Origin of the sequence: Sorangium sp. So ce406 (assembly GCF_051474675.1) — a bacterium.
Classification (GTDB): Bacteria; Myxococcota_A; Polyangia; order Polyangiales; family Polyangiaceae; genus Sorangium; species Sorangium cellulosum_G.
Map to the genome: position 1 here is coordinate 7,700,824 of NZ_CP150340.1, position 22,531 is coordinate 7,723,354.

Annotated in this window: 17 protein-coding genes and 1 pseudogene; 11 read left to right on the forward strand and 7 right to left on the reverse strand. The window is 72.5% G+C overall.

Annotation, left to right across the window (positions count from 1 at the left end):
• The first annotated feature begins 211 nt into the window (after window positions 1–211).
• On the forward strand, window positions 212–1,927 hold the full coding sequence (locus tag WME96_RS28545; protein WP_437284751.1) for a bifunctional transaldolase/phosoglucose isomerase: 1,716 nt from the start codon (window positions 212–214) through the stop codon (window positions 1,925–1,927).
• A 566-nt stretch (window positions 1,928–2,493) separates the two neighbouring features.
• Here the strand turns inward: WME96_RS28545 and WME96_RS28550 are convergent.
• Complete coding sequence (locus tag WME96_RS28550; RefSeq protein ID WP_437284752.1) at window positions 2,494–3,798, reverse strand: peptidylglycine alpha-amidating monooxygenase; 1,305 nt, start codon at window positions 3,796–3,798, stop codon at window positions 2,494–2,496.
• Window positions 3,799–4,574: 776 nt separating this feature from the next.
• Here WME96_RS28550 and WME96_RS28555 point away from each other — a divergent pair.
• Window positions 4,575–4,700 carry a hypothetical protein gene (locus WME96_RS28555; RefSeq protein ID WP_437284753.1) on the forward strand — a complete coding sequence of 42 codons (126 nt, stop codon included), beginning with the start codon at window positions 4,575–4,577 and terminating at the stop codon, window positions 4,698–4,700.
• On the opposite strand, the gene WME96_RS28560 is transcribed toward WME96_RS28555, so the two are convergent.
• On the reverse strand, window positions 4,697–5,053 hold the full coding sequence (locus tag WME96_RS28560) for a hypothetical protein (RefSeq protein WP_437284754.1): 357 nt from the start codon (window positions 5,051–5,053) through the stop codon (window positions 4,697–4,699). The two genes, WME96_RS28555 and WME96_RS28560, sit on opposite strands and share 4 nt — an antisense overlap.
• A gap of 156 nt (window positions 5,054–5,209) precedes the next feature.
• Here WME96_RS28560 and WME96_RS28565 point away from each other — a divergent pair.
• The 4 genes and pseudogenes from WME96_RS28565 to WME96_RS28580 all read left to right on the forward strand — a co-directional run.
• A pseudogene (locus WME96_RS28565) lies at window positions 5,210–5,695 on the forward strand (hypothetical protein); the annotation flags it as partial.
• 623 nt (window positions 5,696–6,318) lie between these two features.
• Window positions 6,319–6,633 (forward strand): hypothetical protein, encoded by a 315-nt coding sequence (locus WME96_RS28570; protein ID WP_437284755.1) that lies wholly within the window; start codon window positions 6,319–6,321, stop codon window positions 6,631–6,633.
• 17 nt (window positions 6,634–6,650) lie between these two features.
• The gene (locus WME96_RS28575; RefSeq protein ID WP_437284756.1) at window positions 6,651–8,048 is read left to right on the forward strand and encodes a hypothetical protein; all 1,398 of its coding nucleotides are present in this window, start codon (window positions 6,651–6,653) and stop codon (window positions 8,046–8,048) included.
• Window positions 8,045–10,321, forward strand: a complete 2,277-nt coding sequence (locus WME96_RS28580) for a hypothetical protein (RefSeq protein WP_437284757.1) — start codon at window positions 8,045–8,047, stop codon at window positions 10,319–10,321. The genes WME96_RS28575 and WME96_RS28580 overlap by 4 nt, the downstream gene beginning before the upstream one ends.
• Before the next feature lie 84 nt (window positions 10,322–10,405).
• On the opposite strand, the gene WME96_RS28585 is transcribed toward WME96_RS28580, so the two are convergent.
• The gene (locus WME96_RS28585; RefSeq protein WP_437284758.1) at window positions 10,406–11,803 is read right to left on the reverse strand and encodes an RNA polymerase sigma factor; all 1,398 of its coding nucleotides are present in this window, start codon (window positions 11,801–11,803) and stop codon (window positions 10,406–10,408) included.
• A gap of 421 nt (window positions 11,804–12,224) precedes the next feature.
• Here WME96_RS28585 and WME96_RS28590 point away from each other — a divergent pair, with 421 nt between their 5' ends.
• The 3 genes from WME96_RS28590 to WME96_RS28600 all read left to right on the forward strand — a co-directional run bounded on the left by WME96_RS28590 (window position 12,225) and on the right by WME96_RS28600 (window position 15,612).
• Entirely contained in the window at window positions 12,225–12,737 is a 513-nt protein-coding gene (locus WME96_RS28590) for a hotdog fold domain-containing protein (protein ID WP_433927241.1), read from the forward strand.
• A gap of 328 nt (window positions 12,738–13,065) precedes the next feature.
• Window positions 13,066–14,535, forward strand: a complete 1,470-nt coding sequence (locus WME96_RS28595) for a hypothetical protein (RefSeq protein WP_437284759.1) — start codon at window positions 13,066–13,068, stop codon at window positions 14,533–14,535.
• Between the two features lie 345 nt (window positions 14,536–14,880).
• Window positions 14,881–15,612, forward strand: coding sequence for a family 1 glycosylhydrolase (locus WME96_RS28600; protein WP_437284760.1), 732 nt, complete (start codon window positions 14,881–14,883; stop codon window positions 15,610–15,612).
• 117 nt (window positions 15,613–15,729) lie between these two features.
• Here WME96_RS28600 and WME96_RS28605 read toward each other — a convergent pair whose 3' ends face one another.
• Entirely contained in the window at window positions 15,730–17,103 is a 1,374-nt protein-coding gene (locus WME96_RS28605; protein ID WP_437284761.1) for a phosphatidylglycerol lysyltransferase domain-containing protein, read from the reverse strand.
• Between the two features lie 112 nt (window positions 17,104–17,215).
• On the reverse strand, window positions 17,216–17,572 hold the full coding sequence (locus WME96_RS28610) for a hypothetical protein (RefSeq protein WP_437284762.1): 357 nt from the start codon (window positions 17,570–17,572) through the stop codon (window positions 17,216–17,218).
• 291 nt (window positions 17,573–17,863) lie between these two features.
• Here WME96_RS28610 and WME96_RS28615 point away from each other — a divergent pair, with 291 nt between their 5' ends.
• The gene (locus WME96_RS28615; RefSeq protein ID WP_437284763.1) at window positions 17,864–19,048 is read left to right on the forward strand and encodes a cytochrome P450; all 1,185 of its coding nucleotides are present in this window, start codon (window positions 17,864–17,866) and stop codon (window positions 19,046–19,048) included.
• 66 nt (window positions 19,049–19,114) lie between these two features.
• On the opposite strand, the gene WME96_RS28620 is transcribed toward WME96_RS28615, so the two are convergent.
• Both WME96_RS28620 and WME96_RS28625 read right to left on the reverse strand, forming a co-directional pair.
• On the reverse strand, window positions 19,115–19,888 hold the full coding sequence (locus tag WME96_RS28620) for a hypothetical protein (protein WP_437284764.1): 774 nt from the start codon (window positions 19,886–19,888) through the stop codon (window positions 19,115–19,117).
• Window positions 19,889–20,028: 140 nt separating this feature from the next.
• Window positions 20,029–21,366 carry a DUF5690 family protein gene (locus tag WME96_RS28625; protein WP_437284765.1) on the reverse strand — a complete coding sequence of 446 codons (1,338 nt, stop codon included), beginning with the start codon at window positions 21,364–21,366 and terminating at the stop codon, window positions 20,029–20,031.
• Window positions 21,367–21,571: 205 nt separating this feature from the next.
• On the opposite strand from WME96_RS28625, the gene WME96_RS28630 reads away from it, so the two are divergent.
• Window positions 21,572–22,084: an ion channel gene (locus WME96_RS28630; RefSeq protein WP_437284766.1), complete on the forward strand. Its 513-nt coding sequence runs from the start codon at window positions 21,572–21,574 to the stop codon at window positions 22,082–22,084.
• The last annotated feature ends 447 nt before the right edge of the window (window positions 22,085–22,531 follow it).

Consider the following 22,531-nt stretch of genomic DNA (forward strand, 5'->3'; position numbering starts at 1 on the left):
CGAACCACTCATGCATCACGGGCACCACGGGCCGACCGAGCAGGCGAGCGTCGCGCTCGAACGCCTCCGGGAGGGGGTCGGGCGCGCCGCGCAGCAAGGAGGAGGCCAGGTTCGCCGGAGGCGACAGCGGGCATTGAGGTTGCTGCCGCGTGGCCCCAGCATGAAACCCCGATCACACGCTGCTCGCACGGCCGCGGCTATCCCCCGGCCGGTGCGGCTCCACCTCCCCCGCGAGCTCGAGCTCGCCACGTCGAAGGCCCTCGCCGAGTGGCAGGCGGCGGATGGCCTCCGGCGGATCCACGAGCGCGACGCGGCGCTCTGGACGGGGAGCGACGAGCCGAGCTGGCTCGGCTGGCTCGAAGCGCCCTTCCATGAAAAGGCGAACCTGCCGCGTCTGCGCGCGCTGCAAGACGAGGTGCGCGATCGCGGCCTCACCCGCGCCGTCCTGCTCGGTATGGGCGGAGCGAGCTTGTGGCCGGACGTGCTGTCGCGGAGCTTCCCGGTGGCCACCGGGCACGCCGCCCTGACCGTGCTCGACTCCACGGATCCCGCCGAGATCGCCGCGGTGGTCGATCGGCTCGTGCCCGAAAAGACGCTCTTCATCGTCTCCAGCAAGTCCGGCACGACGCTGGAGACCGACCTCCTGGAGGCGTTCTTCCACGAGCTCATGAAAGACCGCCTGGGATCCCTCCCGGCGGCCTCGCGCTTCGTCGCGGTCACGGACGCGGGCTCTCCGCTCGCGCGGCGCGCGCGCCTGCACGGCTACGCGCACACGTTCCATACGGTGCCCGGCATCGGCGGGCGCTATGCGGCGCTCACGAGCACCGGGACGGTGCCCGCCGCGGTGATGGGGGTCGATGTCGAGCTGCTGCTCGAGCGCGCCGCCGTGATGGCCGGGGCCTCGACCAAGAGCACGCCGCCCGGCGACTGCCCGGGCGTGGTGCTCGGCACGGCGCTCGGCGCGGCCGCGAAGGCGGGGCGCGACAAGGTGACGATCGTCGCGTCGCCGCCGATGGCGGCGTTGGGCGCCTGGCTCGAGCAGCTCCTCGCCGAGTCCACGGGCAAGCGTGCGACCGGCCTCTTGCCCGTGGATCGCGAGCCGCTCGGGCGCGCAGAGGTCTACGGGAGCGATCGGATCTTCGTCTACCTGCGCCTCGACCGCGGCTTCGATCGCGGGCAGGACGCCGCCGTGGCGGAGCTCGAGGCGGCCGGGCAGCCCACCGTGCGTATCGCGCTCACCGACGCGTACGATCTCGGCCAGGAGGTCTATCGCTGGGAGCTCGCCACCGCCGTCGCCGCCTCGATCCTGGGCGTCAATCCCTTCGATCAGCCCGACGTCGAGGCGAGCAAGACCGCAGCGCGGCAGCGGATGGAAGCCTACGACCAGGCCGGCGAGCTGCCCGACGACGCGCCGTTCTTCGCCGACGCGGGGCTCGCGCTCCACGCGGACCCGGCGAACCGCGAGGCGCTGGAGCGCGGCGCCGCCGGCGATCGGACGCTGCGCGGCTATCTGCGCGCCCACTTCGCGCGCCTGTCGCCCGGGGACTATGCGGCCCTGCTGGCGTGGGTCGATCGGAGCGAGGCGCACGAGCGCCTGCTCGAGGAGATGCGGCGCGCCGTGCGCGATCACCGGCACGTGGCGACGTGCGTGGAGTTCGGGCCGCGCTACCTGCACTCGACCGGGCAGATGTACAAGGGAGGGCCGGGCACCGGCGAGTATCTGCAGATCACCGCCGACGAGCCCGAGGATCTGCCCATCCCCGGCTACACGTTCACCTTCGGCGTCGTCGAGCAGGCGCAGGCGCTCGGCGATTTCGCGACCCTCACGTCGCGCGGCCGGCGCGCGCTCCGCGTCCACCTTGGCAGAGAGGTGGATCGAGGGCTGAACACCCTCGCCCGCGCGGTCCACGAAGCGCTCGCCGCCTGACGGCCACCGATCACGGCAGGACGCCGAGCTCGTCGAGCGAGGTGTGGAGCTCGGCAGCGCCGCGGTACACGCGGAACGCGTGGGAGGCGGCGGAGCGCGGGACGCCCGCGGTCTCAAGCCCACGTCCGAGCGCTCGGCATGCTGGTCTGCGGTGCAGCGCTGCCCGGCGGGAAGCGCGCGAGTCGAGCACATGAAGCGGCGTCGCGTTGGACTTTCATCGCGTACCTCTCCCGTGCGTGCTTATCGCGCCCGCTCGCCGATCTTAATTCAGGGAGCAGGCGACGCTGGCGCATGGTGTAGAGCGTCAGTAAAAAGTTACTGTCGCTTGACACGAGTCAGGAACGGATCCGAGAATCTTGACTTTGCGGAACGCGTTTGCTTGTCCTATCCGATCGCTGAAAGCGAAGCGATCGACGCGGCCGTTCGGGGTGGCGCGCGGATCGAAGAGACCCTCGAAGGCGCCCGGCGGCGCGCGCGGTGCTCCTGTTCGCCAGGCTCACGAGCGCTCTCACCGAACGGCGCGCCCCTCCGCTTGGGCACAGGCCGCGCGTCTTGCACGAGCTGGTCTATTTTGTCGTCACACAGGACGCGTCGTCCGTCGGAGCAGTCAACTCTAGCTCTTGAGACGGATAGTACATCACGAAATTATAACACATCTCATCCACCGTCCGCTCCCCGAATTCCACGGCCATGTTGCCCGGGTTGTCCCACGCGCAACGCGTCCTCACGGTGTCGCCGCCTCGAAGGATGGTATCGTTGTCGTACCAGATCTGGTTGTCGAAGTTCCACGGATCGGCGAGCCCCAGGTTGCTCGGCTCGCTGCCGTCCGTGGGCACCGTGTTGCTCGACAGGTGCTTGCCGAGATTGTGCATGTGCGGCATGACGCTGATCACCGAAATGGCCCCCATATCCCGCGGGAACTGGTAATCGCAGCTCACGTCGAGCGAGCCGTGAGGCGGGATGTCGATGTCTTCTGTGCCGAACGCGAAGATGCCGGCGTCGTTGGGGCGGAGCTCCGTCGTCGTGCAGACGTTGAAGCCGGTGCTGTCTTGCTGCCCGTCGAGGCCCTTGATGTTGCTGTAGTGCACCTGGACTACGAAGTGTGCCGTGCCTTCCAGCGGGAAGCCCGCCTCTAGCGGCAGCTCCGTGGCCTTACCGCCGGGCGCCCAGACGGACAAAAGAGCCCCCTGGATGTCGCCCCCCTCACAGGGCGTGGGCGTCGAGGGAGACGCCTCATCCGCCTTGAAGAGCAGGATATGGTGTACAATGGTGCTGTTGTCGATCTGGGGTGCGATCCCGACGAGGTGTCGTTTCTGGCCGATCTCTACATCGACCCCATAACACATATACTGGTCCTGGACGCCCTTCGGCATGACGTAAGGCGCGGACGGCGCGAGCAGGACATCCGGTGTGCAGCTCAGGGTCGGAGGGTCGATGGTTCCGCCGCCGCCCGGGTCGACGCACGTGTCTTTACCGGCCGGCATGCCGGCGGCGATCCATTGATCGAAGATCGCGAGCTCCGCGGCGGTCAGGCGCTCGGTTGGGGGCGGAGGCATGGGGCGCGCGGTGTCGCGGGCGCGCGCGGCGACGAGCTCGTAGACCTTCTTGTTGGGATCGCTCACCGCGGGCGCGACCAGATCGCTCCGGTCGACCAGCGGGAACGGCGCGCCGAACTGCGGGGACGCCCCGTGACAGGTCTGGCACTTCGTGGAGAGGATCTTGTCGACGTCGCACGGCAGCGCGTCCGCGTTGCCGTTTTCCGGACCGGAGCCGGATGAGCCGCTGCTGCCCTTCTCGGCGTCGCTGCACGCGACGACCACGAGAGCGGACAGGAAGGACAGCACCGAGAACAAATAACGACTACGATTCATGCGAGCTCCTCGGGAAAAAGTGCGACCTGAATCGGCGTTCGAGGGTATCGAGCGCTGTTCTGGAGCTTTTCGGAAGGGCGGTCGAAGACCGAGATCCCGAAAAACGCCGTCGAATTGGGTGGAAGAAGAACGCGCGCCGCGAGCTCCCGAGAACAGCGGGAGACTTGGCGCGTGAGAGCACCGGCGACCCAGGTCTACGGACGGGCCGGCGGCCTGGCGTCGGTGCTACTTCGGTGAGTGCCCGCCCGCTCTGAGATCGTTCAACGGCGCGCTCACGCGGAAGGTATCGAGGCGCTCGCGCGCGTCGGGTCGTCGCGGACCTTCACGATCCCGAGGTGGTGACCGCTATCTTGGTCCACCTGGGGCTGCCGACCGAGGGGCCGGCCGTGGCCCGAGCGCGCGACCCAGCGGGGTGCGAGGCGGCGTGACGCGAGCGCGAGGAAGGGGGGGACGGGGACGTGTGCCCGCCGGAGGCCACACGCCGCCAGCGCTGCGCCTGGAGCGGGCGAGCTGCCGCGGTCCGTGCATCGGCGGCGGAGCGCCGACGGGGGGCTCCGCAGCAGATCGCCCTTGGATGTCCTGGCCGCTTCGTCAAAGGTGAGTGAGGCTCACCGGCACGGGAAGTCGTCGAAGTCGCCGCAAACGGATAGATCGGTGCGGCCAGCGCCTACGGATAGATCCCACGCGATCGCCGAAGGCGTACCGACGTATGGCTCGATCGTGAGCGTGCCGGTGATGGTGAGGGGATCCGGCTGCGCGGTCATCTGGAGCGCTTGATGAACAGGTCGAAGCAGTTCCGCCGCGTCGCGACCCGATACGGGAAACGAGGCGAACAGTACCTGTCCATGGTCGAGCTCGCGGCTGTCCGCCTGTGGTCGCACGCGTTTGCCGGCACGCCCTAACAGGACAAAGATGCCTTGCGGCTTGATCCCGTCCTTCGAGGTTCGAGCTCAAGGTGTTTTTCACCGGCGTTGCGCCGATGCCAGCGCCCGAGCACGTTGCCAAGGGCCGCGAGGATCCGGCCCAGCGCTGCCCCGAGGCCAGGCGAAGGCTCGTCGCACAGCGTCGGTGCGACCGAGAGTCGCAGCCGGTCCTGGATGATCTCCTGGGCGCGGCGAATGGATCGTGGATCCCGGCGGTCGAACCAGATGGCTTCGCCAAACGACTCGCTGGCCTCGGGGCCCTGGTCCTCCGCGGGCCCGAGGTACAGGGTCACGGTGTGTCGTCCCAGCGCGGCTGGTGGATCGATCCGCATGTTCCTGGGAGACAGCGTGGTGCACGCTCGTGACAGATCAGTGGCGCAAGCGAAGACTCTCCGTGTACAGCGCGGCGCTCGCCCCGCAGGCAGTGGAGTGAACGCGGTCCCCTCACACGGCGTGACCAGTCCGGGAAGCTGCCCGGAATCTACAGCTGGGCCCTGACCCCGCTGGTGCTCGGGCCCGAGGGTGTCCCGGTCGTCACGGACACCGAGCAGGCGAAGGCGGCGCCCGAGGTGGTCGTGCTGTCGGCGATGGCGCACGGGCAGGAGGAGGCCGGGGAGGCGATCGGCGTGGCGTTCCTGGCGGCGGCGGCCGGGCTCGATCAGGAGCGCCGCGACCTGTACGCGGACGTGGTGCTATCCTCGCTGAACGCAGCGGCGAGGCGGACATTGGAGGCGATGATGAAGGCCGGATACGAATTTCAAAGCGAATTCGCGCGCAGCTACGTGGCGAAGGGGGAGATCAAGGCCAAGGCGCAGGCCGTGCTCGTCGTGCTCGAGGCCCGCGGGCTGGAGATCCCCGCGGAGGTGCGGGAGCGCGTCCTCGCGAACGCCGACCTCGCCGAGCTGGACCGCTGGCTCCGCCGAGCCGCGGTCGTCAGCGACGCCAGGGAGCTCCTCGCCACGAACGGCTCCTGAATCCTTGAGTATCACCGCGCCTCCCGGTCCGAGGTGACCCCGGGGCTCCGCTCGTACAGCCTCTCCACCGCGGAGATGGGTACGACCCATCTTTTCTTGGAGGCACGTCCACCAGGAGATGGGTGCCACCCATCTTTTCTTGGAGGCACGTCCACCAGGAGATGGGTGCCACCCATCTTTTCTTGGAGGCACGTCCACCAGGAGATGGGTACGACCCATCTTTTTCTTGGAGGCGCGGCCACCGAGTGACGGGCGCCAGCGTCTCGGCGTGGACGCGCCACCTCGCCAGGATGGGTTCACGGCGTCCCGCCCGCCCCGAACGAGGGCGCGGGGACGGCTTCGGGCTGTCTGGTGGGGGCTCTTCGACGGGACCTCGCGAGCTCGCCGACCAGCTCGACGCGGGCTGCTCGACCTGCGCCGCCCAGCGCTCCCGCGCCGCTCCCGCGCACCGCGCGATGCGCTCCCGCGCGCCGCGGGATGCAGGTATGCTCGAGACAGCGTGGAGGGACAGCGCCGAGCACCAGCGAGAGCCCGCGCCCCGGCGCGGCGCGCGGCCGCGGGACCGGCGCGGCGCTCCGCGGCCCAGCGGCCGCCCCCCCCCGCTGCTCGCCAGGAAAGACTCCATGACCAGCACCGTTGACGAGAGCGACGTGTTCCTCATCCCGATGCCCGGCGGGCGCGTGGCGCGCGTCCCCGTCGCGGTCCTCGAGCGCTACGTCGTCGAGGCCGCGCGCGTCGTGCACGACGGCGTCGAGCCGGAGATCGACGTGACCGCCCACTCCATGTCCGTCGACCCGACGACCGGCGCGAGCGCCTGGCACACCGAGTGGGAGCTCGGCCCGTGCGACTACACGGACGAGAGCGGGTTCCCGCAGACCGCCTACGCGTGGCACCGCCACCCGCTCGGCACCGAGTACACCGAGATCTACCAGAAGTGAGCGCGCCTCGACGGGCCATGCCCCCCGCCGCGCGCTGGCCCCGCGCCGCCCCCGCGCCCCGCGCCCCGCGCGCCCCCCTCGCCCAGCACAGCCCCCCTCGCCGGCGCCAGCCGGGCGCCCCGCTCCTCGCGGCGGCGGCCGGCGGCGCGCTCCTCCTCGCCGGCGCCTGCATCGAGCGCGGCTACCCGCTCGCCGGCAGCGGCCAGGTCGACCTCCGCGCCGACGTCGCGGGGCCGCTGTTCGCGGCCGACACGCTGGACGCGGCGGGCAAGCCGGTGCTCCCCCGCCAGAGCCCGTGGCGCACCGAGGTCTCGCTCAAGCTCACCGAGGCGAACGAGCCGGCCTACGGCGGCTACGTCGAGGTCCGCGTCGTCCCGAGCGAGGCGCTCGCGCTGCACCCGGCGGACGACGCGCAGGGCGACGGGGCCTCGTGCGGGGTGAAGGACGGCGCGTTCCGCTGCACGGCAGGCACGCAGGGCTACGCCCGGCTCACCGCCGCTTCCGAGGGCGACTGGTCCGGCGAGGCGCGGCTCGTCGTGGCCTGGGCCGACCGCACCGAGGAGCTGCCGATCACCGTGCTCCCCGCCGGCCTGCCCGAGGACGCCACGAACTTCGCGCTCATCGCGGGCGGCCTCGGCGAGAGCGACCGGGTGCTCGCGACGTACCTGCCCCTCACATGCACGATCGGCCCGCTCCCGGGCGACCTCGGCGCCACCTGGCGGCCTGGCGCGATCCGGGCGCGCGAGGCGCGCGTCCGCGCGTCGCCCCCCCAGAACGCGCCGGGCGTGGTGGAGCACGCCCCCGTGATCATCGAGTCGCTGCACAGCGAGGCCGCCCTGTCGCTCGACCCCGACTGCCGCGAGCGGGCCACGCGCCTGCGCGCGCTGCTCGGCCCGACCGGGGAGAGCCCGCCGTTCACCGTGTGCTTCAGCGATCTCGGCGGCGAGGTGAGGCTCGCGGTGAGCTCGGGGCAGAAGGTCATCGAGCCGAGCCCGTCGTTCACCGTCGACCCCGAGCCGCGCCTGCTCCGCGTGCGCGCCCTCCGGAGCGTCGTGACCGCGGGGACGCCGGGCGATCTGTTCGAGGTGAGCGCCTACAACGCCGAGCGCGTGCGCATCGCCGTCCCCGTCGACCTCGCCGTCGGCGACGATCAGGTGATCGCGCTCGGCGAGGCGTCCGTGACCCTGCGCGGCGAGGACAGCGAGGCGACGATCATCCAGGGCGTCGCCGTCGCGCCGGGAACGACGGAGCTCCGGGTGACGCCCCGCCTGCTCGCGAGCCCGGAGTGCACCTCGGAGCCCATCACCGTGGTCGCGCCGGAACCGGGGGCGGAAGTGGAAGAAGAGGAACCGGAGCCGGAGCCCGAGCCGGAGCCGGAGCCCGAGCCGAACCCCGGCGAGGGAGGCTCGCCGTGAGCGCGCGCCGATCCGCGATATTCCTGGCGGGCGCCGCGCTCATGGCCGCGCTCGCGATGCCGGCAGCCGCGCCGGGGCAGGACGAGCCCGCGACGGACGCGGGGGGAGCCGACGAGGACGCGTCCGCGGCGGCGCAGGCCGCCCCGCGGAGCGCGGCGCCGATGGCCGTCCCCGCCGACTTCGGCGGCAGCCTGCAGGTCGTGCGCGCCCCGGCGGGCACGGCCGGCGCCGCGGCGGCGGCGGGCGGCGGGCCGGAGATCTTCCCGGACGCGCGCCGCGTCTGGATGAGCGTGCGCGACACCGATCCGGTCCCGATCGAGGCCGCGCGCCGCGGCGGCCGGTGGCTGTGCAGCGGCGGCGGCTGCGCGGCGCAGACCGGCGATCCCGGGCAGAGCGCGATCGGCGACCAGATCCTCCGCTCGATCAAGCTCCAGACCCCGACGCTGCCCCTCCCGCTCACGGTCTGGGGGCGGATCACCGAGGACGGCCAGCGCCTGCTCGACTTCGATCCCGTGCTCCTCGGCCGCCGGTCGTACCGGCACGTCTGCGCGTACCGCCCCGTGGCGGACGTCGCGCGGTCGCCCGCGGGCGGGCCGGGCGCGCTGTCTCCCGCGGCCGCGCCGTCGCCCGAGCGCGTGGACGTCTGCCGCGACGGCCGGCCCGAGCCGCCGCCGCCCGACGCGGGCGAGCTCACGCTGGGCATGCAGTGGCCGAAGCAGTCCGAGATGGCCGACTTCCACTACCTCGCCATCGTCGACAGCTGCGGCAACGCCCGGGTGCAGCCGTTCCAGCGCACGTTCACCGTGCCGGTCCTCGAGGTCGCCTCGGGCAGCTGCGGGCGCCCCGACGGCAAGGTGCTGCGCGTCTTCCCGGGCGGCGGCTGGCTGCGCGTCACCGCCTTCAACCTCCACGCGCCCGCGGCCGGCACCGTGGTCAACGCGACCTACCGGGTCACGATCCCGCCGCTCGAGAACCTCGTCGAGTCGAACCCCGCGCGGCTCCTCTTCCCCGATCCGCTCGCCGACGACCTGAAGGTCGACTGCGGCCCCACGCCGATCGCGCCCCGCGCGGCGCCCGGCGGCTTCCCGCCGCCGGCAGGCGCCCCGCCTCCCGGGCCCCCGGGGTCGCCCGCGGCCCCGCCAGGGGGCCCTGCGCCGCCGCGCGCCGCCGGGCACCCCCGAGGCGGCCCCGGGGGCCCGGGCCCCGCCGCGGGGCCCGCGAACGCCGGCGCGGCGCCCGCCGGCGCCGGCCAGCGCCCCGCAGCGCCGGCGCAGGCATCCCCGCCGCCGCAGGGCGCCCCGCCGGCGCCGGCCGGCCTCCCTCCGCGCCGGGCGCCCGACGTGGACCCGTCGCGCCCCGGGCCGCAGCCGCTCGCGCACGGCGCGGTCGTCATCTCGCCGGCGCCGCTCCGGCTGGGCAACTGCCGCATCCGGCTGACGGGCCAGACCAAGCACCGCCTCGTCGCGCCGCTCGCGCTCCACGTCTCGCTGACGCGCACCGACCAGATGCGGGGCGGCGCGCCGATCGAGCTCCTGCAGGACGGCACGTGGATCGTCACGCCCAGCAGCGCGGAGTTCCCGCTCCCGCCGCTCGCGGAGGACTTCGACGGCGACGCGCGGCTCCGGCTCGCCGTCTACAGCGACCCGCTGAGCCCCCAGGGCAAGGTGGTGCTCCTGTCCGACGCGGGCCGCGTCGCGAGCTCGCTGCGCTCGAACGAGCCCGGCGATCCGGAGCGCGCCCGGCGCCTCGTGGGCTCGGTGGCGATCCACTCGGTCCCGCTCTGCGGCGAGGACAACTTCGAGACGCTCGAGGGCGCCGGGAGCTGCTTCCGCGCCTACCTGACCGTCCCGGCGATGCTCGCGACGCTGCAGATCACGCGCGCGCCGTGGGTGGAGAAGCCCCTCGTCACGCGCAGCGTGCTCAGCGCCGTCGGCGTGGCGCTCGCGATCGACCGCTACGACCCGGTGGAGCGCCGGGCCTTCCCTGTCGCGGCGCAGCTCGGCGGCTTCGTGCAGACGCTCGGCGAGGGGCGCGTCGGCCTGCTTGGCTACGTGGGCATCGCGCCGACGGTCCCCATCCTCGGATCCGGCGGCAACACCACGTCGTTCGGCTTCCTGGCGGGCCTCGGGCTGGAGTACATCACCAACGAGGCGGGCCCCGACGAGGGGCTCAAGCCGGCCGCGTTCCTCTCCGCCGTCGTGCAGGTGGGCCAGGCCGCGCCGCAGGTCTCCTCGAGCCGCAGCGCGAGCTTCGGCACCTACGCGGGCGACTGAGCCCCGCGCGTCCCGCGAGCCCCGCGAGCCCCGCGCGTCCCGCGAGCCCCGCGAGCCCCGCGCGTCCCGCGAGCCCCGCGCCGCTCACGGCACCATCAGGCTGTCCTCGAGCTCGTCGAGGAGCCGCTGGTTGATCGCCGGATCGAGCCTGGCCTGCTCGAACAGGGCGCGCGCCTCGCCGAGGCGCCCCGCGAGCCGCAGCGCCCGGATCCAGAGCACCGTCCGCTCCGACCCGAAGGCGCTCTTCGGCATCTCGCGCTCGTAGCGCTCGAGCGCCGCGATCGCCCGGAGCGGCTCGCGCCGCTGCAGCGCCTCGCTGCACGCCTCGAACAGCTCGATGTCCCGGTCGCCGCCGGGCGTCGTGACCGCCCTCGCCGGCGCCACGGGCTCCGGCGCGGGCTCGGCCGGCTCCGGGGGGCGCGGGCGGCGGGCCGCCGCGGTGCTCCTCGGCGGCGGCTCGACCGGCTCCGCGTCGACCGAGGGCGGCTCCGGCTCGGCGACCGGCGGCTCCGGCTCGACGGCCAGCAGCTCCGGCTCCACGGCGGGCGGGGGCACCACCGCGGCGATGGCGGGCCCGACGTGCATCACCGCCGGCGCGGGCGGCTCGGCCGGGGCGCGGAGCGCGAGCCAGAGCGCCCCCGCGACCGCCGTCGCGGCGACGGGCGCGGCGATGACCGGCCCCACGCCCGCGGTCGACACGAGCTTCCAGAGCCCCTTGAGCCACGCCGTGACGTCGCTCAGCGCCTTGCCGGCGCCGCTGGCCGCCTTGCCGGCGGCGCCGTCCTCCAGCGCCCGCGCCGCCTCCTGCACGCCGCGGAGGATCGAGAGCCGCACGTCGTCGGGCACGCGCGGCGCGACCCGCGCCGACGCGACGAGCGCCGCCAGATCCACGGGCACCACGAAGCGCGGGCCCTCCTTCTTGCGGTCCTCGCGCCGGCGCTTCGCGACGATGTCGTGGAACAGCGCGAGCGCGCGCGCGCGCCACTTGTACGCCGTGGAGAGCGGGATGCCGCGCTGCTGCGCGATGTCGGCCATCGGGACGCCGTCGAGGTCGTGCGCGACAAGGATCGAGTGCGCGTCGACGTCGAGGTGGTGCAGGAGCTCGAGCACCATGAGCCGCTCCTGGTCCGAGATCATCAGCTCGTCCGGGGTCTTGGACTGGTCGACGAGGACCGGGAACTCGTCCTCGGACACGAGCTCTTCGTAGCGGTGCTGGGCCCGTTCGCGGTAGTGTGCGGCCGTGTGGACCGCGATGCGGTTCAGCCACCGCTCGGGCCGGGAGATCTCAGGCTTGTAGTTATCGAAGCTCAGGTACGCGGAGAGCAGGACGTCCTGCGCGAGATCTCCGCGGTCGCGCAGCGGGACTCCGAGGCGCGTCAACCAGCGCCATACAAGCGCGAACGTCTTCTCACGAAAGAGCAGCTCGAAAGCCCGCTCTTTCTCGGGTGGACCACCTTGGCCCGGGCGGCGAGGTCGTGTCATACATATGCCAAATTCCGGGGCCAGACGGGGGTTTATCTCCCGCGGCAGGCGCCTCGCAGCGCGCGCTGGCCCCGGGCGGCCGCTCGCCGGCCTCCGTGGGCCGCAAACACCGCGGAAACGTCGCGAAGACGCGGCGCTGGCGCCCCGGACGACCCATCCAACGATTCAATGCGCGACGGATGAGCAATTCGCGGTGCGAATTGCTCTTTCAGACCCCTTTTCGGGGCCCAAGGAAGGTCCCTGGAACGCAAGAGCTGACCGGCGGAGCGGACGAGATCGTCGCCCTGGCCGTGGGCCGGAGCGGACGAGATCGTCGCCCTGGCCGTGGGCCGGAGCGGACGAGGCGGACGGCCGCCGCATTCCAGGTGCGCGCGCGGGCGACTTGAGGCACGCTGCCGCCGCCGCACCGCGGATCCTGCGCATGAACCTCTCCGATTTCTCCCTCGCCTCGCTCACGGCGACCTCGCGCCGCAACGTCCTCCGCGACCTCTGGGACAGGCTGCGCCACATGCCCGGGGGCAAGCGTCTGTTCAGCACGCTCCTCGGCAGGATGGCGCCCTACACGGGGACGATCGGCGCCCAGATCGAGGTCCTCGAGCGCGGCCGCGCGGAGGTGACGATGCGCGACCGGCCCGGGCTGCGCAACCACCTCCGCTCGGTGCACGCCGTCGCCCTGGTCAACCTCGCCGAGCTCACCGGCAACACCGCGCTGGCTTACGCGCTGCCCGACGACGCCCGGTTCATCGTCGCGGGCCTCTCGATCGAGTACCTGAAGAAGTCCCGCGGCACGATCCGCGCCGTCTGCGAGTGCCCTGTCCCGGACAGCAGCGAGCGCCGGGAGTACCAGATCCCCGTGAGCATGCGAGACGCGACGGGCGCCGAGGTCGCCCGCGCCGTCCTCCGCAGCCTCGTCGGCCCCAAGAAGCCATCCTGATCTCCGGAGCCCCTGCGCTCCGTCGCCGCCCGCGCCGCAAAGCACCCTGCGCTCCGAGGCGCCCTGTGCGTCAAAGCACATGACACCCCGATACCCCACGTCCTCCAGGGCCCGCGGCGCCTCGAACCACCCCGCGTTCCGGGGCGCGCGGCGGCACGGAGCGCCCGTGCGCCCGCATGCGGCCTGCTCTCCAGGACACCCCTGAATCCGGATGTCCCCCGCACCTCTCATAAACAGTCTCACCCGACACCACATCAGACCATCTCCTGGGTGAGGCTCGATTCAACGCACACTCGACAAAGGTCTTCCGGGGTGTTTCGATACTTTCATGGAGAACCGGTCAACGAGGGTGGCGCTCGCCGCGACAGGGATCAGCGTGATCCTCGCGGCGTGCGGTGGGTCCAATGGCTCGGTCTTCGGCGGCGGGACCGGCGGAGATGCGTCGGGCTCGGGCGGGGGCGGGGGCGCTGGCACCGGCACGGGGACGGGCTCGGGGATGAGCTCCAGCTCGGGCTACGGCCCGGGTGACGAGCCCGGAGGAACCCAGGGGGGGCCGAGCAGCGGCTCGGGCGAGGGCGCGGGGGGCGACATGTCGTGCGCCGGTGAGACGAGCACGGCGGAGCTCGTGCCGCTCGATCTCTACATCATGCTCGACGCGTCGGGGTCGATGGACGAGAACATCTCGAGGAACGTCACCAAGTGGGACGCCGTGACCCAGGCGCTCGAGGCGTTCTTCACCGACCCGCAGTCGGCGGGGCTCGGCGTCGGGCTCCAGTACTTCCCGCTGCGCGACCCCGGCGTGCCCGAGACCTGCACGGAGAGCTCCCAGTGCGGCGCCAACGGGCCGTGTCAGCTGCGGATCTGCCGCAACGCGGTGCCCATCACGGTCTGCGAAACGGACGACGATTGCGGGCCCCGCGACACCTGCATCGCCCTCGGCGAGTGCTCCGTCAGCGGCGACCTGTGCGCGCCCGCGGGCGGGACCTGCCGCAACGGCGGGGGCTCGTGCCGGCAGCTCACCGAGAGCGAGTGCGCGCACCCGGACTCGTGCAACGCCGATGTGTACGCGGCGCCCGCCGTCCCGATCACGCCGCTCGACGACGCCAGCGCCGCGGCGCTCGTCACCTCGATCGCGCAGAAGGATCCGCTCGGCGCGACGCCGACCGCGGGCGCCCTCGCCGGCGCGCTCCAGCAGGCCCGCGCCCACGCCGAGGCGAACCCGACGCACCGGGTGGTCACGGTGCTCGCCACCGACGGGATGCCCACCGAGTGCGATCCCCAGAGCGCCGACGGCATCGCGCAGCTCGCGGCCGAGGCGCTGAGCGGCACGCCGAGCATCTCGACCTTCGTGATCGGCGTCTTCGACGGCAACGACGACGGCGCGCAGGACACGATGGACCGCATCGCCGAGGGCGGCGGGACGACGTCGGCCTTCTTCATCGACACGAGCACCGACGTGACGCAGGCGTTCCTCGACGCGCTCACCGAGATCCGCGGCCAGAGCCTCGCGTGCGAGTACCAGGTCCCGGCGCCGTCCGCCGGGCAGACGCTCGACTACGGGACGCTCAACGTCCAGCACACGCGGCCGGACGGCAACGACCCGTCGACGATCTTCTACGTGGCCGACGAGGCGAGCTGCGACGCGGCCGCCGGCGGCTGGTACTACGACGTCGACCCCGCGACCGGCGGCGCGCCGACGAAGATCGTGATGTGCCCCGCGACCTGCACCCAGTTCCGCGAGGGCGGCCAGGTCGAGCTGAAGGTCGGCTGCAAGACCGAGGTCCCGCCGGTCAACTGAGCCCCTCCCCCGTGCGCTCCCGCGAGAGGCGAGGTCGGTCGGCGCGCCGCGCCGGCGCGATCGCCGCCCTCGCGCCCTCTCCCGCCCTCCGCGCCTCTCCCGCGCTCACGGTGCTCGCGCTCGCCGCGCTCGCGCTCGCCGCCTGCTCCTCCGAGGAGGCCGTGACGCCGGCGCCGCCGCCGCTGCCCGACATCGGCTACGGCGCGCCGGGGTCGCTCTCGGCGGCGTCGGGCAAGGGCGGCTTCCGCCTCGGCGCCGCCAGCGCCGCGACCCAGATCGAGGACCGCAACCCGGCGACGGCTGCCGCTCTCGGTCGCCGAGTGGGTCCCGGCGCGCAACCACCAGGTGAGCGACGACCCCGAGGACATCGGGGCGCGCGACCGCATGGCCTACGTCTACAACCACCTGGTGGTCGACGCGGTCCGGAGCGGCAGGCTGGACAGCGATCTCGACGGCGAGCCGGATCTCGAGCTCCCCGGCCTCCAGGGCGCGCTCGACTGGCTCGGGGTCCAGTACTACTTCCGCGCCGGCGTGACGGGCGACGGCGGCCTCGTGCCGGTGCTGAACCTCACGCCGTGCGTGAACGGGCTCGACCTCGGCGCGTGCGTGCCCCCGATCGACCCGACGTTCTGCGTGCCGGCGATGCGCTACGAGCACCACGCGCCAGGCCTCCACGGCGCGCTGACGGACCTCGGCGCGCGCTACCCGGACCTCCCGCTCGTGGTCACCGAGTCCGGGATCGCCACCCGCGTGGGCGAGCGGCGGGCCGAGGGCGTCGTGCGCGCCCTCGAGCAGATCGAGCGCGCGCGCGCCGAGGGCGTCGACGTGCGGGGCTACTACCACTGGAGCCTCTACGACAACTTCGAGTGGGCCGAGGGGTTCGCGCCGAGGTTCGGGCTCTACACGGTCGATTACGGCGGCTCCTACGAGCGCACGCCGACGGAGGGCGCCGAGGTCCTCGGCGAGATCGCCCGCGGGCGGGCGCTCACGGGCGCGCTGCGGGCCAGGTACGGGGGCGAGGGGCCGATGACGCCCGAGCCGGAGGCCGAGGGGCTCGAGCGCTGCAGCGGGAACTAGGGCCGATGTCGCCAGGGCCGGTCCCGGGTACATGAGAGAGAGAAAGAAAAAACCACAGAGGCACAGAGGGCACAGAGGGAAGAAAGGGGAGATTGGACAACGGAGCGCGGCCGCGCCTCAGGCGCCGACGAGCCGCTCCGGCCTGTGCATCCGCGCGCTCCACAGCAGCACCGCCGCGACAGCGGGCGCCGCGACAGCCACCCCCACGACGGCGAGCTCGAACGGCCCCCGCGCCCGCGGCAGGTTGAACAGCAACGCTTGCGCCAGCGTCAGCGCCGCGTCGCAGGTCACCAGCGCCGCGAGCATCAGAGAGAGCGCCTGCCCGTGCCGCCGGCTCAGCCGCAGCATGGCCGGCGCGAGGCCCACGTCGAACGCCACCCACGCCCATTTCACCGCGGGCGACGGGAACCATCGCGCCGCGGGCGCGAGCGCGAGCAGCGCGGTCCACGGGATGAGCAACCAGCCGAGCACCTCGAAGACCACGGCCGGCCCGCGCAGCAGCGTCGCGAGCCCGAAGCGCAGGAGACCCCCGCGCGCGAACGCCGCGAGCGCGTCATGGATGGCGACGAGCCCGTGGCCGCCCGGCGGGTACACCAGGTAGATCGGGGCCCAGCCGTCCGGCCGCAGCTTCGCCTTGAAGGCGTAGAGGCCCTGGAAGTCGTAGAGGCGAGCGCCGAGCCGCTGCGCCGCGCGCAACCCGCGCCGCACAGGCCCGGCGAGCGGCGCGAGGCCCAGCGTGACATAGAGGCACCCCTCCGCCGCGGCGGTGCGCATCGCCTGATCCACGAGCAGCTCCGTGGTGCCGTTCGGCGCGAACGGGTCGCGCAGCAGGTCCTCCAGGAAGAGGCCGCGCCGCGCGTACACCGGCACCGCCGCGAGGAAGCCGACCACCGCGCCTCCGGCCTCCGCCACGACGTAGCGCCGCTCGCCGGCGAACGAGAACGGCTCGAGCTGCACGAGAAAGCCCATGGGCGCCATCGGTCGCGAGGAGGCCCAGCGCGCCATGAGACGCTCGACTTCGCGCCGCAGCGGGCTCTCGGCGGCCTCGAGCTCGCCGGGGCTCACCGGGCGCGCGACGACGCCCTTCGCGCGCGCGCGCCGGAGCTGCTCCCGCAGCTTCCGGCTCGACCGGAGGACAGCGCCCCAGCGCGCCGGATCCCACACCGGCTGCTCCCCGATGAGCATCGCGCTCCACGGGACCTGCTCGGAGAACCGCGCCTCCGCGCCGAAGAGGCACGCTCGCCGCCCCGCCGCCGCGGCCGCCTCCACGAACGCCTGCGCGACCTCGGCCAGCCGCTCGGCCGCCGCGAGCGGCGCGCCGGCGGCGACCCACGCGCTGCCTGTGTCGACGTAGGCCACGCAGGCGTCGTCGCCGTGGAACCAGTACCGGAAGTCGGACTCCAGGGTCTGGAACGAGGTCGCGTTCCACCCGTGGCGTTTGAGCAAGGCGAGGACGCGCTTGCGGTCGGAGCGCTCGTTCGGCGGCGGCACGGTCCGGCGGAGCATAGCGCAGGGGCGCTCCGGCGCGCGCGGCGCGGTTCGAGGGACCCGGGCAAGGCAGCCTGCGTGGATCCGTGCCGCGACCGCGGCGACGCGCCTCTGGTCAGCTCGCGGTCCAGGTGCCGTTCAGTCCCTCGCAGATCGGCTTCGCGGCCTCCTCCGTGAACCCTTCCGCATTGTAATAGGTGATCGTCATCGTCTCCTCGCCGCGGGCGACGACGCAGGTGCCCAGCACGTCCTCCGTGGAGCAGCTATCGACGAGCGTGGCGTCGACGTCTCCGGAATCCTTGCATTGGCTTTCCTGCTCGTCGATGTCGTCGGCCTCGACCTCGCTGCAGCTATGGACCTTCACACCGCTCGCGGCGGAGGAGCTGAAGTCGCAGGCGACCTTGCCGGCGACCTGACCATCACCGCCGCATCCAGCGACGAGCACGAACACGAAGACAAGAATGTTGCGCATGGCGATTCCTCCTTGATGCGCGCTCGAGGGAGCGCGACGTGGTGAGATGTCCACCTCGCGCGAGCAGGGCGGCCGGCTCCGCTCGCGCTCATCGTGGTCTCCCTGCGCTATGTTCGGCGCCGAGCGCCGGGATCACGGAATCGTCACCCCCGGCCCGAGCGCGTCGGCGCCCGCGGTCGCCCGCGGGCGGCAGCGGCGGCCGTCGCCCCGGAGGCCCACGTCCATTGACGTCGTCCGCGCGTTCGCGGACCATGGGGGCTTCACCCAGCTACCCGACATCAGGAAGGACACATGAGCCATCGCCTGGATCTGCTCTCTCCGGAGCTGCGCGCGAACCCGTATCCTTATTATGCGGAGCTGCGCCGCTCCCATCCGGTGTGCCAGGTCGATCCAGGGGGCCTGTGGGCGCTCAGCCGTTACGACGACGTCGCGTTCGCCCTCAAGAACACCGACCTGTTCTCCGCGCAGGGCGGCCGGGTGGCGGTGCTCCCGCCCTGGCTCGATCGCAATCCGATGGCCGACTCGCTGCTGCTCATGGATCCGCCGGAGCACACGAAGACCCGGGCCCTCGTGAGCCGCGCGTTCAGCACGCGCGTGATCCCGCGGATCGAGCCCGTGCTGCGCGCGGTGACCCGGGAGTTCGTCGAGCGGCTGACCCCCGGGCGCGAGCTCGACTTCTACGCCGAGCTCGCGATGCCCATCCCGGCGGCGGCCATCGCCGATCTCCTCGGCCTCGACCCGGCGCTGCGCGCCAATTTTCAGCGCTGGACCGCGGACTTCGTCGCCACCGCCGCGGCCACGCCGGAGATGAGGCCGGGCATCCGCGCCACCATCGTCGAGCTCGAGCAGTACCTCCTGGAGGTCATCGCGGCGCGCCGCGCCGCGCCGCGGGACGATCTCGTGAGCGACCTCCTGGCGGCCCGGGTCGACGGCGTCGCGCTCACCGAGCCCGAGCTCGTGAGCTTCCTCTTCGTGCTGCTGGCCGCCGGGTTCGAGACGACGACCCACCTGCTCAACGCCGCGCTGGTGCTCCTCATGGATCACCCCGAGGTGTACGCGCGCATCCGCGCGGACCCGGCGCTGATCCCGGCCTTCCTCGAGGAGGTGCTGCGGTTCGAGCCGCCGGGGCAGATCGCTTTGCGGCAGGCGAAGACCGATGTCGAGATCCGGGGCGTCACGGTGCCGGCGGGCGCGTTCGTGGCGGCGCTCATCGGCTCGGCCAACCGCGACGAGCAGGTCTTCCCGGACCCGGATCGGTTCGATATCGACCGCGAGCGGCAGGTCGGACTGTCGTTCGGCCACGGCGTCCACTTCTGCATCGGCGCGGCGCTCGCGCGCGCCGAGGCGAAGGTCGGGATCGAGGTGCTGGCGTCCCTCCCGGGGCGCTTCGAGCGGGCAGACGGCAGGGCGCCGGAGTGGAACCTCTCCCTGCTGGTGCGGGGGCTGAAGGAGTGCTGGGTCCGTTACGTGCTTTGAACGGCGCCCGGTGATCGGCCGATCAGCCCGCCGTGCCGCGCTGGCCCCTGGCGGGGCGGGCCCCGATCAGAAGCAGATCCCGAACTCGAGGTAGCCGATATCGGAGCAGAACCCGCCGCTTTCGCAGGGAGATCCGATGCTGTCCGTCGGGCAGAGCTCGATGCAGACGGCGGCGCCCGTCCCTTCGACGTCGCCGCACAGCGCGTTGGCCACGCACCACTGGGCTGCAGGGTCGTCACAGGCGCCGCCGACGGGGATGTCGCCGTTCTCGAGGCAGGCAGGCGTTCCCCCCGCCAGCTCTCCGGGGACACACCACGCGCCGTCACCGCAGCCCGAGACGAGCGGCGTGCAACTACCGCCGACCTCGGTCACCTCGATGGAGATGTCGAGCTGACCATCCCCGATGGTGACGACCGTGCCGTCCGTCTGGAACCGGTACACAAGCGCCGTGGTGGCCCCCTCGTGGATGGTGAACAGCGCGGGATTGCCGGAGATGAGCGTCGCCTGCACGGGCACGAACGTGCCGCCGTCGTCGCGCTCCAGGACCCAGCCCGTCTCCAGGAAGCTCGTGTAATCGCCCACGGGCAACGCCGCCGTGAGCGCCGTCTCGCCCGGATCGTCCGAGCTGCTGAGATAGGTGACGATCGGCCCCTCCACCGAGAAGACCGCGTTGCTCAACCGGTATACGCGCCCGTTGGCCTGCGTCACGAGGGACAGGCTCGCGCGGCCGGTGGCCTCCGCCTGCTCCGCGCCGTCCGGACCGAGGGTACATGCTGGAAGCAGCGGCGCTCCCACGAGAAATGCCGCAAACCCGAGCCTGACAAGTGCTGTTCGGATCAACCTGGACCTCCTGGGTTGTAAAGCACCGTCGAGGATAACGGAGGTCAAGGACGCGCGGACGCGCGGAGCAGGAATCGGATCGCCGGGACGGCGCCATCCCGACCACGACGTGCTGCGCTCGACGATGGGGTGACCGCGGCTCAGGCGTCGAACGCCGCGCGCGCGGCGGGGAGCGGGGGGCGCGTGCGCAGCCAGAAGTAGGCCGCCGACGCGGCGAAGAGCGCCGCGCAGAGGAAGGAGGTCGCGTAGCTGAAGCCGAGGAAGAACTCGAGCCACGAGCGCCTGGCCTGGCCGAAGCTCTTGTAGAGCAGCAGCGCCACGCTGCCGAGGTAGCCGAACGCGTCGGCCGCGGTGATCAGGAAGCCCGCCGTCGCCACCGAGCCGACCGCCGCGATGAGCCGGTCGAAGAGCACGCAGTTGAACGGGACATACCCCACGTAGAGCCCGAGCCCGACGCTGATCATCCACGCGACGGGGCCGATGACGCCCGCCTGGTAGAGCACCGTGCTCACCCCGGCGAGCGCCGCCCCGGCGACCATGATGCCGTGGATCGCGAGGAGCGCCGTCCTGTTGCTCCGGATCCCCATCATCACCGCGACCGAGAGGAGCGCGCCGATGGCCACGGGGATCTCGGCGGTCGTCAGGATCGCCGGCTGATCGGCGTAGTCGAGGGCGTCCCAGATCTCGCGGGCGAAGTTGTCCCGGAAATCGCGGTAGGCGGTGAGGACGATGTAGCCGAGGACCAGCGTCGCGAGCCCGCCCGCGTTCGCCAGGACGAACGCGCGCCGCGCGGCGCGGTCCATCGGCGCGCGCCGGGTCCGGAGCGCCTCGTCGGTCGCCGACGGCGGCGGGATCTGCGCGAGCATCCACACCGAGAGCAGCAGCGGCGGGAAGAAGAGCGCCCCGGTGACCGCGGGCATCCAGGCCTCGGGGACCCCCCAGCCGAGCGTCAGCTTGCCGACCGTCTTCACGAAGCCGCTCGCCACGATGAAGCTCGCGCAGAGGCCGGCGCCGAGCAGGTCGCTCACGCGGCGCCCCTCGAGGAAGCCGAAGACGAGCCCCCAGACCATCCCGAGCGGCAGCCCGTTGAGCACGAGGAAGACCGCGGCGTAGGGGGCCGGCGTGAGCCCGAACAGGACGAGCGCCGCCTCGCTCACCCCGATGCACACGAGGATGGCGAGGGCGCGCCGCTCGGGCGGCATCTCGGAGACGACCTTGATGCCGAGGAACTTCGAGGCGCAGTACCCGAGCACCTGGGCGATGATGTAGAGGCTCTTCAGGTCGAGCGCGGGGAGCAGCGGCAGCGCGACCGCGCCCTGGAAGGTGCCGACCGCGAACGGCTTGCGGAACGCGTACATGCAGAAGTACGTCGCGAACGCGGCGGTCACGGCGAAGGCCATGAACACCGGCGCGGGCGCGCGCGCGAGCCACCGGGTCACGCTCCCGCGCGCCGCCTCGTCACGCGGCGCACGCATCATCGGGTCACGCTGCTCACGAGCCATGTCATCACGCTTGTCCTGGCCGGCATGGGGGCTCCGGCGAAGGCGCGAGGGTAGCCGCGGGTGCGCGGCGCGCGCATGAATTTTCGGTTTCGGTGAGGCGCGCGGCCGTTCCCTTCCGTCCGCTCCCGTGCGAGACATGGAGGCTGCGCCGCGGTCCGCGGCGCGGCCGGGAGGGCACGCCGTGGGAGATCCGTCACCGCTCGCCGCGAGGAAGGTCCTGGGAGACGCCGCGGCCCCTGCCCTCGGCCGCGACGAGCGGCTGCGCGGCGCGGTCGCCCTGCTCGCGGTGGGCCTCGCCGCCGGAGGGGCGGGCGAGCTCTCCTTCGACCAGGTGAAGCAGCGCTTCCGGAGCGCGATGACGCGCGATCCGCTCGATTCGATGGCGGTGATGGTCCTCGGGTGCTCGTACCTGTTCTACCAGGCCGAGCACGCCGAGAACCCGCGGTGCACGCGCTTCGTGGACGCGCTCCTGTTCATCTCGACGTGCCTGTCCGGCGGCTACACCGACCTGTTCGCGCGCACCCCCGCGGGCAAGACGATCGCCTCCTTCGTGATGACCTTCGGCCCGACGCTCGTGGGCTCCGCGCTGAGCGCGCCCGGCGGCGCGCCGGCGTCCCAGGAGCTGCAGGAGCAGAACCGGGCGATCCTCGAGAGGCTCGACGGGATCCTCGAGGCGCTGCGCGCGCCGCGCTGACGGCGCGCGGCACGGAACGAGCAACGAACGAGCAACCAGAGCGCGCAAAGGAAGCGCGCGAGCAGACCCGAGCAAGGCAGACGCGCGACCGGGCTCGACAGGACGAGAAGCGCCCAGGTCAGATCGACCCGCGGGATTCTCCCTCTCGCGCTGAAGATCCCTCGATCAGCGCACGCTCGACCGCTGCAGGAGAGCGTCAATCGATCCCTGGAGAGAGCTCAGGAACAACCTGAATCGACGTCCTCGCCCTGTGGCACAACGTCTCGATGGGACGCTCTGTCGCTCGCACATGGGGCACTTTGCACCTCCGCGCGCGGGGTCGAGTCCCGTCATCTTCCCGAAAACGGACCGAAACGTCGCCCCGGCGGATCTGGAATACCCCTTGCGACATCCGGCCGCGCTGGGGCATCGGGGCCCCGGTTTTTTCAGGGGCGCGGCGCCGGACAG